The sequence below is a fragment of the Enterobacter soli ATCC BAA-2102 genome (assembly GCF_001654845.1).
In the GTDB taxonomy this organism is placed as follows: domain Bacteria; phylum Pseudomonadota; class Gammaproteobacteria; order Enterobacterales; family Enterobacteriaceae; genus Enterobacter; species Enterobacter soli.
In genome coordinates this window covers 74,343-87,588 of the sequence record NZ_LXES01000014.1, presented here as the reverse complement: position 1 = coordinate 87,588, position 13,246 = coordinate 74,343, and the positions used below count along the sequence as shown (strand labels likewise).

The 13,246-nt window shown below is 54.2% G+C and carries 13 protein-coding genes and 1 tRNA gene; 10 read left to right on the top strand and 4 right to left on the bottom strand.

Annotation, left to right across the window (positions count from 1 at the left end):
• Positions 1-49: 49 nt before the first annotated feature.
• Positions 50-125, top strand: a tRNA-Trp gene (locus tag M987_RS05090).
• A gap of 98 nt (positions 126-223) precedes the next feature.
• Here M987_RS05090 and hdfR read toward each other — a convergent pair.
• Positions 224-1,045 carry an HTH-type transcriptional regulator HdfR gene (gene hdfR / locus M987_RS05085; protein ID WP_014072314.1) on the bottom strand — a complete coding sequence of 274 codons (822 nt, stop codon included), beginning with the start codon at positions 1,043-1,045 and terminating at the stop codon, positions 224-226.
• 118 nt (positions 1,046-1,163) lie between these two features.
• Between hdfR and M987_RS05080 the strand changes: the two genes are divergently transcribed.
• On the top strand, positions 1,164-1,502 hold the full coding sequence (locus tag M987_RS05080) for a MaoP family protein (protein ID WP_014072313.1): 339 nt from the start codon (positions 1,164-1,166) through the stop codon (positions 1,500-1,502).
• A gap of 32 nt (positions 1,503-1,534) precedes the next feature.
• Here the strand turns inward: M987_RS05080 and M987_RS05075 are convergent, their stop codons facing one another.
• Positions 1,535-3,055, bottom strand: coding sequence for a YifB family Mg chelatase-like AAA ATPase (locus M987_RS05075; protein ID WP_014072312.1), 1,521 nt, complete (start codon positions 3,053-3,055; stop codon positions 1,535-1,537).
• A 343-nt stretch (positions 3,056-3,398) separates the two neighbouring features.
• Here M987_RS05075 and ilvL point away from each other — a divergent pair, with 343 nt between their 5' ends.
• The 7 genes from ilvL (at position 3,399) to ilvA (ending at position 9,949) form a co-directional block, all read left to right on the top strand.
• Complete coding sequence (ilvL, locus tag M987_RS23720) at positions 3,399-3,497, top strand: ilv operon leader peptide (protein WP_001311244.1); 99 nt, start codon at positions 3,399-3,401, stop codon at positions 3,495-3,497.
• 86 nt (positions 3,498-3,583) lie between these two features.
• Positions 3,584-3,634, top strand: coding sequence for a peptide IlvX (gene ilvX, locus M987_RS24930; RefSeq protein ID WP_166792073.1), 51 nt, complete (start codon positions 3,584-3,586; stop codon positions 3,632-3,634).
• Between the two features lie 2 nt (positions 3,635-3,636).
• Positions 3,637-5,283, top strand: coding sequence for an acetolactate synthase 2 catalytic subunit (ilvG, locus tag M987_RS05070; protein ID WP_014072311.1), 1,647 nt, complete (start codon positions 3,637-3,639; stop codon positions 5,281-5,283).
• Positions 5,280-5,543 (top strand): acetolactate synthase 2 small subunit, encoded by a 264-nt coding sequence (ilvM, locus tag M987_RS05065; RefSeq protein WP_014072310.1) that lies wholly within the window; start codon positions 5,280-5,282, stop codon positions 5,541-5,543. The genes ilvG and ilvM overlap by 4 nt, the downstream gene beginning before the upstream one ends.
• Positions 5,544-5,561: 18 nt before the next feature.
• Positions 5,562-6,491: a branched-chain-amino-acid transaminase gene (gene ilvE / locus M987_RS05060; protein WP_014072309.1), complete on the top strand. Its 930-nt coding sequence runs from the start codon at positions 5,562-5,564 to the stop codon at positions 6,489-6,491.
• 60 nt (positions 6,492-6,551) lie between these two features.
• Entirely contained in the window at positions 6,552-8,402 is a 1,851-nt protein-coding gene (gene ilvD, locus M987_RS05055; RefSeq protein WP_014072308.1) for a dihydroxy-acid dehydratase, read from the top strand.
• A gap of 2 nt (positions 8,403-8,404) precedes the next feature.
• Positions 8,405-9,949 carry a threonine ammonia-lyase, biosynthetic gene (gene ilvA, locus M987_RS05050; protein ID WP_088201855.1) on the top strand — a complete coding sequence of 515 codons (1,545 nt, stop codon included), beginning with the start codon at positions 8,405-8,407 and terminating at the stop codon, positions 9,947-9,949.
• A gap of 45 nt (positions 9,950-9,994) precedes the next feature.
• Here the strand turns inward: ilvA and ilvY are convergent, their stop codons facing one another.
• A complete protein-coding gene (ilvY, locus tag M987_RS05045; RefSeq protein WP_014072306.1) occupies positions 9,995-10,885 on the bottom strand; it encodes an HTH-type transcriptional activator IlvY in 891 nt (296 codons plus the stop codon).
• 150 nt (positions 10,886-11,035) lie between these two features.
• On the opposite strand from ilvY, the gene ilvC reads away from it, so the two are divergent.
• Entirely contained in the window at positions 11,036-12,511 is a 1,476-nt protein-coding gene (gene ilvC, locus M987_RS05040) for a ketol-acid reductoisomerase (protein WP_014072305.1), read from the top strand.
• 53 nt (positions 12,512-12,564) lie between these two features.
• On the opposite strand, the gene M987_RS05035 is transcribed toward ilvC, so the two are convergent.
• Positions 12,565-13,179, bottom strand: a complete 615-nt coding sequence (locus M987_RS05035; RefSeq protein ID WP_014072304.1) for a class I SAM-dependent methyltransferase — start codon at positions 13,177-13,179, stop codon at positions 12,565-12,567.
• Positions 13,180-13,246 lie beyond the last annotated feature (67 nt).

Sequence of the window (13,246 nt, the reverse complement as noted above, 5' to 3'; positions counted from 1 at the left end):
AAGACATTAAGCCTGCTATATCTTAGCAGGCTTAATGGTAAGAAAATTTAGGGGCGTAGCTCAGTTGGTAGAGCACCGGTCTCCAAAACCGGGTGTCGCGAGTTCGAGTCTCTCCGCCCCTGCCATATATAATCCTTTGCTTAGGCAAAGGATTTTTTTTGCCTTTAAAATAGTAAAACCCCACCTCTGAAAATGCTACCTGCGTCCATGCAGGTGATTAGCATCATTCCATTATGTTGATTTTCAACAGATCTTTTATCTGAGATTGTTTGTCGCTGTTCTGCAACCAGATGGCATAGAGCGGTCTTGAGAGCGTTGTGGAATCCGCCACAGTATGCAATTCCGGCTTATTGTCCGCCCAACGCGTGGGTAACCAGGTGCAACCTTTGAGCAAAGAAAGTTGCTGACAGGCGATCTCAGCCGAGCTTGTGGTGAGCTGAGGCACGTCATCACTTGCGATCAATCCAGCCTCATGTTGTTGAAAATCCGGCCCCCATTCCAGGCGTAAATAGTTAAGATCAGCTTTCATCATCGAGGGTTCAGAGGCATACAGTGAAAGGCTAAATTGCCCAATAATCTGGCTGCTAAATTCGTCCATTTTGGGGGCTTCTGTCGTGATCAGGAGATCCAGTTGGCGTTCATGTAATTGCTTAACCAGCGACTGACGTTGCGCAATTCTTGCTTCAAACTGTAGGTGGTTATGGGAACGATATAACCGGGTAAGCCATTGACTGAGCATACATTCCCATAGCGATGCGCTGGCCCCAATGGAGAATTCGTTATGCCGTGAGGTATGCGCAACCTCCTTGCGCGCCGCTTGCCAGGTATTCATCAGCGTTTCTGCATAGGGCAATAGTTTTTCACCGGCAGGCGTCAAACGGATGTTGTTGCGATGGCGAGTAAAAAGATTCACACCCAGCTGATTCTCCAGCTGACGAATACGAAAACTGACCGCTGACTGCGTCAGGTAAAGGGCTTCCGCTGCTCGCCCGAAGTGACGCGTTCTGCTCACTTCGAGGAAAGTTTTTAGCAATTCCGTATCCACATCTTTCTCCGCAAAATTATTTGTCGTTATGATTTAAATGTTTTGTTTTACACTCTGTCAAGCGTAACTAATACTCCGCGCCATAAATAGCTCGGCCAAAGAATTAGGAGCGTGTAGGATGGCGGAAAGCTTTACGACGACGAATCGTTTTTTCGACAATAAAAATTATCCGCGCGGGTTCTCTCGCCATGGTGACTTCACCATTAAAGAGGCACAACTGCTTGAGCGTCACGGTTATGCCTTCAACGAGTTGGATCTGGGGAAACGTGAACCAGAAACGGAAGACGAAAAACAGTTTGTTGCAGTTTGCCGTGGCGAGCGTGAGCCGGTATCAGAACCAGAACGCGTATGGGTGAAGTATATGGCGCGTATCAAGCGTCCTAAGCGTTTCCACACCCTGTCTGGCGGTAAGCCGCAGATGGAAGGTGCTGAAGATTACACCGAGTCTGACGACTAGTGTGACAAGAAAAGGGGCTATGGCCCCTTTTTTTACGCCAGCATTTTTTGCAGATGCAGTAGCAAACGGTCGATTGCACGATAGCTCAATGCTTCTTGCAGATGCTGCCTCTGGATTTCAATACACCCTTCAACATCAGCGATAGTCCTGGCGACTTTCAATAAACGCTGCCAGGCACGAATGGAAAGCCCAAACCGTACCAGGGTATCCTCCAGCCAAAGTGCATCCTCCGGGGCCAGATGGCAGAATCGCCGAATTTCCGCATTATCAAGATAAGCATTGAGTTTGCACTGACGGGCATATTGATTCGCCTGGGCAGTGATAACTCTTTCGCGCACTTCCGCTGAAGTTATTCCCTGTCCGTTGTTCTGGCTGAGTAGCCCGGGGGGCGGAAGAGGGATCTCCAGCGATAAATCGAACCGGTCGAGGAAAGGACCTGATAGCTTTCCAAGATAGCGAAGCGTCTGCTCGGGCGTACACCGGTTATGGTTCCCCTGGTAGTGTCCTGTTGGACTGGGGTTCATCGCAGCAACCAGCTGGAACCGTGCAGGGTAACTGATTTTTGCTCGTGTCCGGGAGATGTGTATTTGTCCCGACTCAATCGGCTCACGCAGGGCGTCCAGAACACGTCGTTCAAATTCAGGCAGTTCATCAAGAAACAGGATGCCATTGTGCGCCAGCGATATTTCGCCAGGCCCGGGGATTGAGCCCCCACCCACCATTGCTGCCAAAGAAGCACTGTGGTGCGGGGAGCGAAAGGGGCGCTGCCGCCACTGCTTTTGCAGTGATGTTGAGCTAACGAGGCTAAATATGGCGGCGCTTTCAAGCGCCTCGCGATTGTTTAATGGCGGCAGTAAGCCATTCAGGCGGCTTGCCAGCATTGTTTTGCCTGTTCCTGGTGGGCCAATCAATAAGAGGTTATGCCCACCTGCGGCGGTAATCTCCAGGGCCCGCTTACCCTGTTCCTGACCAATAATATCGCGGAGATCGTCCCGGTTATCCGGCAGGATATCTTCGGCCTCCCGTGGTTCGGCAAGCTCATGTCGCCCCTCCAGGTACGCACAAACCTCCTGTAGATGGCCGGCTATCAGGCACCCTTTTTCTGCAATCAGGCTCACTTCAGGAGAATTTTCATTGGCCACAATGATTTGTCGGCCTGCGCTTATCGCTTCCAGGGCACCTGAGATCGCTCCAGGAACGCCTCTTAATGAGCCTGTAAGAGCAAGTTCGCCGATGAACTCATACGAGCCTAGCCTGGTGGTATTCAGCTGCTCAGAAGCGGCGAGAAGCGCAATAGCGATAGGTAAATCATATCGTCCTCCCTCTTTGGGTAAGTCAGCGGGTGCCAGGTTGATGGTAATTTTTCTGGCAGGGAAGGTATAACCGCTATTGATGATGGCGCTACGCACCCGATCCCTGGCCTCTTTTACGGTGGTTTCTGGTAGCCCAACGAGAGTGAGCCCTGGCAGGCCATTACTCAGATGTACTTCAACAGAAATCAGTGGTGCCTTCACACCAATAGCGGCTCGTGTATAAACAACCGACAGTGACATAGAAACCCTCCTTGTCGGGCAACTATGCCAGTTCGTGTTTTTGTTGTTGAACGCATATTCGCGACTTTACGAGTCGTATTCACCACTTTTAGCGACTAAGTGCAATTGTTGCATCAGGATGGAATCGGTACCGCAAAGAGGGATAACTCCCCGTTTTGAGCGCTGGCGGGAACGTAAAAAAATGAAAAAAATTCATTTTCTATTTTCCTCATATAAAACAAAGATTTTTAGAAAAATCATTCGCGTGCTAAACAAATGCGTCATAAATAAATCTTGTGTTTGATTCAAAATCTGTGATACCTCTTTAGGTATTCCTTCGAACAAGATGCAAAAAGAACTGAAAATGACAGCCCTTCTACGAGTAATTAGCCTGGTCGTGATTAGCGTGGTGGTGATTATTATCCCACCGTGCGGGGCTGCACTTGGACGAGGAAAGGCATAGAAATCAAGCCTTAACGAACTAAGACCCCCGCACCGAAAGGTCCGGGGGTTTTTTTATGACTAAAAAACTTAAACGAGGAGCAGAGAATGACGACTAGCACAAAATTCTGTTTCTCCCGATTTATGACGGGGAACTAACTATGAATGGTGCACAGTGGGTAGTACATGCGTTGCGCGCACAGGGAGTCGAAACAGTCTTCGGTTATCCGGGGGGCGCAATTATGCCGATTTACGATGCACTGTATGACGGCGGCGTGGAACACCTGTTGTGCCGACACGAGCAGGGTGCTGCAATGGCGGCCATTGGCTATGCGCGCTCTACGGGTAAAACTGGCGTCTGCATGGCAACATCTGGCCCGGGCGCAACCAACCTGATCACCGGCCTGGCTGATGCACTGCTTGATTCTGTTCCTGTTGTTGCCATCACCGGCCAGGTGGCTTCTCCGTTCATCGGTACCGATGCTTTCCAGGAAGTTGACGTACTGGGCCTGTCACTGGCCTGCACCAAGCACAGTTTCCTCGTTCAGTCTCTGGAAGAGCTGCCGCGCGTAATGGCGGAAGCGTTTTATGTTGCCAGCTCTGGCCGCCCTGGCCCGGTTCTGGTTGATATCCCGAAAGATATCCAGGTTGCCCTGGGTGAGCTGGAGCCGCATTTCTCTACCGTTGAGAACGACGATGCTTTCCCGCATTCCGAAGTGGATGCGGCGCGTCAGATGATAGCGGAAGCGCAAAAGCCGATGCTGTATGTCGGTGGTGGTGTGGGTATGGCGCAGGCCGTACCTGCCTTGCGGGACTTTATCGCCGCCACCCAAATGCCAGCCACCTGTACGCTGAAAGGCCTTGGGGCGGTAGAGGCAGATTACCCATTCTATCTGGGCATGTTGGGGATGCACGGCACCAAAGCCGCCAACCTGGCGGTTCAGGAATGCGACCTGCTGATTGCCGTAGGCGCCCGTTTTGATGACCGCGTAACCGGCAAGCTGAATACCTTCGCGCCGAATGCGAAGGTGATCCACATGGATATCGACCCTGCGGAAATGAATAAGTTGCGTCAGGTGCACGTGGCCCTTCAGGGCGATCTCAACGCGTTGTTGCCTGCTTTACAGCAGCCACTGAGCATCAGTGAATGGCGTCAGCACGCGGCAGAAATGCGTGCTGAACACGCCTGGCGTTACGACCATCCGGGTGAAGCCATCTACGCGCCGTTGCTGCTGAAGCAGTTGTCCGACCGTAAACCGGCAGACAGCGTCGTCACCACCGACGTGGGCCAGCATCAGATGTGGTCCGCACAGCACATGACCTACACTCGCCCGGAAAACTTCATCACTTCTAGCGGGCTCGGAACGATGGGCTTTGGCCTGCCAACTGCGGTAGGCGCACAGGTTGCCCGTCCGAACGATACCGTCATCTGTATCTCCGGTGACGGCTCTTTCATGATGAACGTTCAGGAGCTGGGCACCGTTAAGCGTAAGCAGTTACCGCTGAAAATCGTCTTGCTCGATAACCAGCGCTTAGGCATGGTTCGCCAGTGGCAACAGTTGTTCTTCCAGGAGCGTTACAGCGAAACCACCCTGACCGATAACCCCGATTTCCTCATGCTGGCCAGTGCTTTTGGTATCCCCGGCCAGCACATCACCCGTAAAGACCAGGTTGAAGCGGCACTCGACACAATGCTGTCAAGCGAGGGGCCTTACCTGCTTCATGTCTCAATCGACGAGCTTGAGAATGTCTGGCCGTTGGTACCGCCAGGTGCCAGTAATTCACAAATGCTGGAGAAATTATCATGATGCAACATCAGGTCGCCGTGCAGGCTCGCTTCAACCCAGAAACTTTAGAACGTGTTTTGCGTGTGGTCCGTCATCGTGGTTTTCAAATTTGCTCTATGAATATGGAGACGGCCACAGACGCACAGAACATCAGTATCGAATTAACCGTTGCCAGCGCGCGGTCGGTCGACTTACTGTTTAGTCAGTTAACAAAACTGGTAGACGTTGCCCATGTTGCCATCTGCCAGAGCACAACCACATCACAACAAATCCGCGCTTAAGCGCGACAGGAAGAAAAAATGACGACGAAAAAAGCTGATTACATTTGGTTCAATGGTGAGATGGTTCGTTGGGAGGACGCGAAAGTCCACGTGATGTCCCACGCGCTGCACTACGGTACTTCCGTGTTCGAAGGCATCCGTTGCTACGATTCTCACAAAGGGCCAGTGGTGTTCCGCCATCGCGAACACATGCAGCGTCTGCATGATTCAGCCAAAATCTATCGTTTCCCTGTTTCTCAGACTGTTGATGAGCTGATGGAAGCGTGTCGTGAAGTGCTGCGTAAAAACAACCTGACCAGCGCGTATATTCGTCCGTTAGTGTTCGTTGGCGATGTGGGCATGGGTGTTAACCCGCCAGCTGGCTACACCACCGATGTGATCATTGCTGCGTTCCCGTGGGGTGCCTACCTGGGTGCTGAAGCACTGGATCAGGGGATCGACGCAATGGTTTCTTCCTGGAACCGTGTGGCACCAAACACCATCCCGACTGCTGCAAAAGCGGGCGGTAACTACCTTTCTTCTCTGCTGGTTGGCAGCGAAGCACGTCGTCATGGTTATCAGGAAGGTATCGCGCTGGATGTGAATGGCTATATCTCTGAAGGCGCAGGCGAAAACTTGTTTGAAGTGAAAGACGGTATCTTGTTCACCCCGCCGTTCACCTCTTCCGCGCTGCCAGGTATCACCCGTGATGCCATTATCAAACTGGCGAAAGATCTGGGTATCGAAGTGCGCGAGCAGGTCCTGTCTCGTGAATCCCTGTATCTGGCCGACGAAGTATTCATGTCCGGTACCGCCGCTGAGATCACGCCAGTTCGTAGCGTAGATGGGATTCAGGTGGGTGAAGGCCGTTGTGGCCCGGTCACTAAACGTATTCAGCAGGCATTCTTTGGCCTCTTCACCGGTGAAACGGAAGATAAATACGGCTGGTTGGATCAAGTTAACAACTAAGTATAAATATGGGACGGCACGCACCGTCCCATTTAATAGTCAGACGGGAGTAAATAAAGCATGCCTAAGTATCGTTCCGCCACCACCACCCACGGCCGTAACATGGCGGGGGCCCGCGCGCTGTGGCGCGCCACCGGGATGACCGACGCCGATTTCGGTAAGCCAATTATCGCTGTGGTTAACTCCTTTACGCAGTTCGTACCGGGCCACGTGCACCTGCGCGATCTGGGTAAACTGGTTGCCGAGCAAATCGAAGCCTCTGGCGGTGTGGCGAAAGAGTTCAACACCATTGCTGTTGATGATGGTATCGCAATGGGCCACGGTGGGATGCTTTATTCACTGCCGTCGCGTGAACTGATCGCTGACTCAGTCGAGTACATGGTGAACGCCCACTGTGCCGATGCGATGGTCTGTATCTCCAACTGCGACAAAATCACCCCGGGGATGCTGATGGCTTCCCTGCGTCTAAACATTCCGGTGATCTTCGTTTCCGGCGGCCCAATGGAAGCGGGTAAAACTAAGCTTTCCGACAAAATCATCAAGCTTGACCTGGTTGATGCGATGATTCAGGGTGCGGACCCGAAAGTCTCTGATGAACAAAGCGATCAGGTTGAACGCTCCGCGTGCCCGACCTGTGGCTCCTGTTCCGGCATGTTCACCGCAAACTCCATGAACTGCCTGACCGAAGCGCTGGGCCTGTCCCAGCCGGGCAACGGCTCGTTGCTGGCGACCCACGCCGATCGTAAACAGCTGTTCCTCAACGCGGGCAAACGCATTGTCGAGCTGACCAAACGCTACTACGAGCAGGACGATGCCAGCGCGCTGCCGCGCAATATTGCCAGTAAAGCCGCGTTCGAAAACGCCATGACCCTGGATATCGCCATGGGCGGTTCCACCAATACCGTTCTGCACCTGCTGGCTGCCGCGCAGGAAGCAGAAATCGACTTCACCATGAGCGATATCGATAAGCTGTCCCGCAAAGTGCCGCAGCTGTGCAAAGTGGCACCAAGTACCCAGAAGTACCACATGGAAGACGTGCACCGTGCCGGTGGCGTTATCGGTATTCTGGGCGAGCTGGATCGTGCGGGTCTGATGAACCGCGAAGTGAAAAACGTGCTGGGTCTGACGCTACCAGAATCGCTGGACAGATATGACGTGATGCTGACCAAAGACGAAGCGGTGAAAAACATGTTCCGCGCGGGCCCGGCCGGTATTCGTACCACCCAGGCATTCTCGCAGGATTGCCGCTGGGACACTCTGGATGACGATCGTGCTGAAGGCTGCATCCGATCGCTTGAGCACGCATACAGCAAAGACGGCGGTCTGGCCGTGCTGTACGGTAACTTCGCTGAAAACGGTTGTATCGTCAAAACCGCGGGTGTGGACGACAGCATCCTGAAATTCACCGGTCCGGCCAAAGTGTACGAAAGCCAGGACGAGGCGGTAGACGCGATCCTCGGCGGAAAAGTCGTGGAAGGCGATGTGGTGGTGATCCGCTACGAAGGTCCGAAAGGCGGACCGGGGATGCAGGAGATGCTCTACCCAACCACCTTCCTGAAATCCATGGGCCTCGGTAAAGCCTGTGCGCTGATCACCGACGGTCGTTTCTCTGGCGGTACATCCGGTTTGTCTATCGGCCACGTTTCCCCTGAAGCGGCGAGCGGCGGCAATATCGCCATCATCGAAGATGGTGACCTGATCGAAATCGACATCCCAAATCGCGGTATTCAGCTGAAACTGAGCGACCAGGAAATCGCGGCGCGCCGTGAAGCACAGGAAGCGCGCGGCGACAAAGCCTGGACGCCGAAAGATCGTCAGCGTGAGGTTTCCTTTGCTCTGCGTGCTTACGCAAGCCTTGCCACCAGTGCAGATAAAGGCGCGGTGCGCGATAAATCGAAACTTGGGGGCTAATGATGGCCGAATCACAACCCTTATCCGCCGCCCCTGAGGGGGCGGAATATCTTCGGGCGGTGCTACGCGCACCGGTCTATGAAGCAGTGCAGGTCACTCCACTGCAAAAAATGGAAAAGCTCTCCTCGCGCCTCGACAACGTGATTCTGGTGAAGCGTGAAGACCGCCAGCCAGTACACAGCTTTAAGCTGCGCGGTGCTTACGCGATGATGGCCGGGTTGAGCGACGAGCAAAAAGCGCGTGGCGTGATCACTGCCTCTGCGGGCAACCACGCTCAGGGTGTGGCGTTCTCCTCTGCCCGCCTGGGGCTGAAAGCGCTAATTGTGATGCCGGTTGCCACGGCAGATATCAAAGTGGATGCGGTGCGTGGTTTTGGCGGCGAAGTGCTGCTTCACGGCGCAAACTTTGACGAAGCAAAAGCCAAAGCGATTGAACTGGCGCAACAGCAGGGTTTCACCTGGGTGCCGCCATTCGATCACCCGATGGTGATTGCCGGACAAGGCACGCTGGCGCTGGAACTGCTGCAACAGGATGCTCACCTTGACCGCGTATTCGTGCCGGTTGGCGGTGGCGGCCTGGCGGCAGGCGTGGCAGTGCTGATCAAACAGCTGATGCCGCAAATTAAAGTCATTGCCGTTGAAGCGGAAGACTCAGCCTGCCTGAAAGCGGCGCTGGATGCCGGGCATCCGGTGGATCTGCCGCGAGTCGGATTGTTTGCCGAAGGCGTGGCCGTTAAACGCATCGGCGATGAAACCTTCCGCCTGTGTCAGGAGTATCTCGATGACATCGTCACCGTTGATAGCGATGCTATCTGTGCGGCGATGAAAGACTTGTTCGAGGATGTGCGCGCGGTTGCGGAACCTTCTGGCGCGCTGGCGCTGGCAGGGATGAAAAAATACATCGCACAGCACAACATTCGCGGCGAGCGTCTGGCGCATGTGCTCTCTGGCGCCAACGTTAACTTCCACGGTCTGCGCTATGTGTCCGAGCGTTGCGAGCTGGGTGAACAGCGCGAAGCCCTGCTGGCGGTGACCATCCCGGAAGAGAAGGGCAGCTTCCTGAAGTTCTGCCAGCTGCTTGGCGGCCGTTCAGTGACGGAATTTAACTACCGCTTTGCTGACGCCAAAGATGCCTGCATTTTTGTTGGCGTGCGCCTGAGTCGTGGCCTGGAAGAACGCAAAGAGATCCTCAACATGCTGCACGAAGGTGGCTACAGCGTGGTGGATCTTTCCGACGATGAAATGGCGAAGCTGCACGTTCGCTACATGGTGGGCGGGCGTCCGTCGAAGCCGCTCCAGGAACGTCTGTACAGTTTCGAGTTCCCGGAATCACCAGGGGCGTTGCTCAAGTTCCTGCATACGCTGGGTACGCACTGGAACATTTCCCTGTTCCACTACCGTAGCCACGGTACGGACTACGGTCGCGTGCTGGCGGCATTCGAACTGGGCGAGCACGAACCTGATTTCGAAACGCGGCTGAACGAACTGGGTTACGACTGTCACGACGAAACCCATAACCCGGCGTTCAGGTTCTTCCTGGCTGGCTAGAGATTGGGCTGTAAGTAGGTTGGGTAAGCGTAGCGCCACCCGGCTTCAGTGGTTCGGCAATATGTTCCAGAACGCATCAATAAGCGGCTCATGCAGCCGCTTTTTTTGTGCGCACACGCCAAGCTCAAACGGCGTTTTTTCATCGCTGCGCTCTAAAATCATCACGCGATTACGCACCGGCTCCGGGCTGTTTTCCAGCACCACTTCCGGCAGCAGCGCCACGCCGCAACCCAGCGCCACCATCGACACCATCGCCTCATGGCCACCGACCGTGGCGTAAATCGACGGGTTACTGATTTTCTGACGGCGGAACCACAGCTCAATGCGGCGGCGCACCGGGCCCTGATCGGCCATGATAAACGGCACCGTTGACCAGTCTGGCTTTTCCACAGACACCTGATTTCGCACCGGGCAGGGCAGCGCTGGGGCGATCAGCACTACCTCCAGATTTTCCAGCATTGAGAATGCAACGGCGCCAGGCAACATTTCAGGTTTCCCGGCAATGGCGAGATCGGCTTCTCCCGTCACCACTTTTTCCATGGCATCGGCGGCATCACCGGTCGTGAGCTTGATTTCGACCGACGGGTGCTCCGCGCGGAATCTGTCGAGGATCGGCGGCAGGTGGCTATAGGCCGCCGTCACAGAACAAAAAATATGGAGTTCGCCGGAGAGCGATGGCCCTTGCTGGTCGATGGTGTGGCGTAGCTGTTGATACTGCAATAGCGTTTGCTGGGCAAAGACGCGTAGCTCTTCCCCTGCTTCCGTGAGCGTCACGGTGCGGTTGTCACGCACAAAGAGCGGCTGGCCGAGGTCTTCCTCAAGGCGCTGGATCTGGCGCGAAAGCGTGGAGGGGCTGACGTGCATGGCGCGCGCGCTGCGCCCGAAGTGACGGCTTTCCGCCAGATGCAGGAACATTTTCAGATCGCGTAAATCCACTGATTCCACTCCCTCTTTTTACATTGCAGAAATTGCAACGTGACGTTGTGAATATATCAATTTCCGCAATAAATTTCCTGTCATATAGTAAGTTCATTCTCGCATATGCGAACCGAACAATAAGACAGTACAACATCACGAGGTATCACCATGGCTAACTACTTCAACACACTGAATCTGCGCCAGCAGCTGGCACAGCTGGGCAAATGCCGCTTTATGGCGCGCGATGAATTTGCTGATGGCGCAAGCTACCTTCAGGGTAAGAAAGTGGTCATCGTCGGCTGTGGCGCACAGGGTCTGAACCAGGGCCTGAACATGCGCGACTCCGGTCTGGATATCTCTTACGCACTGCGTAAAGAAGCGATTGCTGAGAAGCGCGCTTCCTGGCGCAAAGCGACCGAAAACGGCTTCAAAGTAGGCACCTACGAAGAGCTGATCCCTCAGGCGGACCTGGTTGTTAACCTGACTCCAGACAAACAGCACTCTGACGTTGTGCGTTCCGTGCAGCCGCTGATGAAAGACGGCGCAGCGCTGGGTTACTCCCACGGCTTCAACATCGTTGAAGTGGGCGAGCAGATCCGTAAAGACATCACCGTTGTGATGGTTGCACCGAAGTGCCCAGGTACTGAAGTTCGCGAAGAGTACAAACGTGGCTTCGGCGTGCCAACCCTGATTGCTGTTCACCCGGAAAACGATCCAAAAGGTGAAGGTATGGCGATTGCGAAAGCATGGGCAGCCGCAACCGGTGGCCATCGTGCAGGCGTTCTGGAATCTTCCTTCGTTGCAGAAGTGAAATCTGACCTGATGGGTGAGCAGACTATTCTGTGCGGTATGTTGCAGGCCGGCTCTCTGCTGTGCTTCGACAAGCTGGTGGAAGAAGGTACCGATCCGTCTTATGCGGAAAAACTGATTCAGTTCGGCTGGGAAACTATCACCGAAGCGCTGAAACAGGGTGGCATCACGCTGATGATGGACCGTCTGTCCAACCCGGCTAAACTGCGTGCATTTGCGCTGTCTGAGCAGCTGAAAACCATCATGGCTCCGCTGTTCCAGAAACATATGGACGACATCATCTCCGGCGAGTTCTCTTCCGGCATGATGGCTGACTGGGCGAATGACGATAAAAACTTGCTGACCTGGCGTGAAGAGACCGGTAAAACCGCGTTCGAAACGGCTGCACAGTTTGATGGCAAAATCAGCGAGCAGGAGTACTTCGATAAAGGCGTACTGATGATCGCCATGGTGAAAGCAGGCGTTGAGCTGGCGTTCGAAACCATGGTGGATTCCGGCATCATCGAAGAGTCTGCTTACTACGAATCACTGCACGAGCTGCCGCTGATCGCGAACACCATCGCCCGTAAGCGTCTGTACGAAATGAACGTGGTTATCTCCGATACCGCTGAGTACGGTAACTACCTGTTCTCTTACGCATGTGTACCGCTGCTGAAAGAGTTCATGACCACTCTGCAAGCGGGTGACCTGGGCAAAGCGATTGCTGAAGGTGCCGTAGACAATGCGCAGCTGCGCGATGTGAACGACGCAATCCGCAGCCATGAAATCGAGAAAATTGGCCAGAAACTGCGTGGCTATATGACCGACATGAAGCGTATCGCAGTCGCAGGCTAATAAAACCTCGTTATCATCCGGCCCGGTCAGCGCCTCGCTACCGGGTCGTTTTTTTATCTGCGCTTTAACGCGACGACCGCATCTGATACCTCATCCTGCTGTCCTTCGGGCCCCGTCATCGTTCGTGGGACTTCCTCGCAAAACTGTACTTCCCAGCCCGGTGGCAAACGACCCAGAGAGGCCAGCACTTCATGCGCGGGCAGGAACGGGCGGGTGTGTTTTGACCAGCCTGGAACTTTGCCGTGCGAGGTGATAAGCAGAATGCCACCAGGTGCAACGTGATCGAGCGCGGCGCGAAAGATAGTGGCCCGATCGAACGCCAGCGGTGACTCGAGGAATGAGGCGACAATCAGGGAAAATTCATCCTGCGGGAATGCCTGAGTGAGATCGCATTGCTGGAAGGTGATATCGACACCAGCACGTTTGGCGTTCGCGGCCGCATATTCAATCGCCCGATGCGAGAGATCGACCGCCGTCACCTGCCAACCCTGCTTTGCTAGCCAGACCGCATCATCACCACGTCCACAGCCCAGTTCCAGCGCTTTACCCGGCGCTAAACCTTCGGTAAAGCGCACCAGTATTTTGCCCGGAATGCCGTTGGAGAGTGCAGACATCGCATCATAATGCGATTCCCAGAAGGCTTCCGACTTTTGCTCAACGTCGTGCATAACCACCTCGTTTGTAGACGATGAATCTCATGTAATATTCAAAGTAACATAAGGTGATTTTTGATCA

Coding starts and splice junctions, on each gene's coding strand:
- ilvA (WP_088201855.1), top strand. CDS start 8,405: ATGGCCGAATCACAACCCTTATCCGCCGCCCCTGAGGGGGCGGAATAT.
- ilvG (WP_014072311.1), top strand. CDS start 3,637: ATGAATGGTGCACAGTGGGTAGTACATGCGTTGCGCGCACAGGGAGTC.
- M987_RS05080 (WP_014072313.1), top strand. CDS start 1,164: ATGGCGGAAAGCTTTACGACGACGAATCGTTTTTTCGACAATAAAAAT.
- M987_RS05075 (WP_014072312.1), bottom strand. CDS start 3,055: ATGTCACTGTCGGTTGTTTATACACGAGCCGCTATTGGTGTGAAGGCA.
- ilvE (WP_014072309.1), top strand. CDS start 5,562: ATGACGACGAAAAAAGCTGATTACATTTGGTTCAATGGTGAGATGGTT.
- M987_RS05035 (WP_014072304.1), bottom strand. CDS start 13,179: ATGCACGACGTTGAGCAAAAGTCGGAAGCCTTCTGGGAATCGCATTAT.
- ilvD (WP_014072308.1), top strand. CDS start 6,552: ATGCCTAAGTATCGTTCCGCCACCACCACCCACGGCCGTAACATGGCG.
- ilvM (WP_014072310.1), top strand. CDS start 5,280: ATGATGCAACATCAGGTCGCCGTGCAGGCTCGCTTCAACCCAGAAACT.
- ilvL (WP_001311244.1), top strand. CDS start 3,399: ATGACAGCCCTTCTACGAGTAATTAGCCTGGTCGTGATTAGCGTGGTG.
- ilvC (WP_014072305.1), top strand. CDS start 11,036: ATGGCTAACTACTTCAACACACTGAATCTGCGCCAGCAGCTGGCACAG.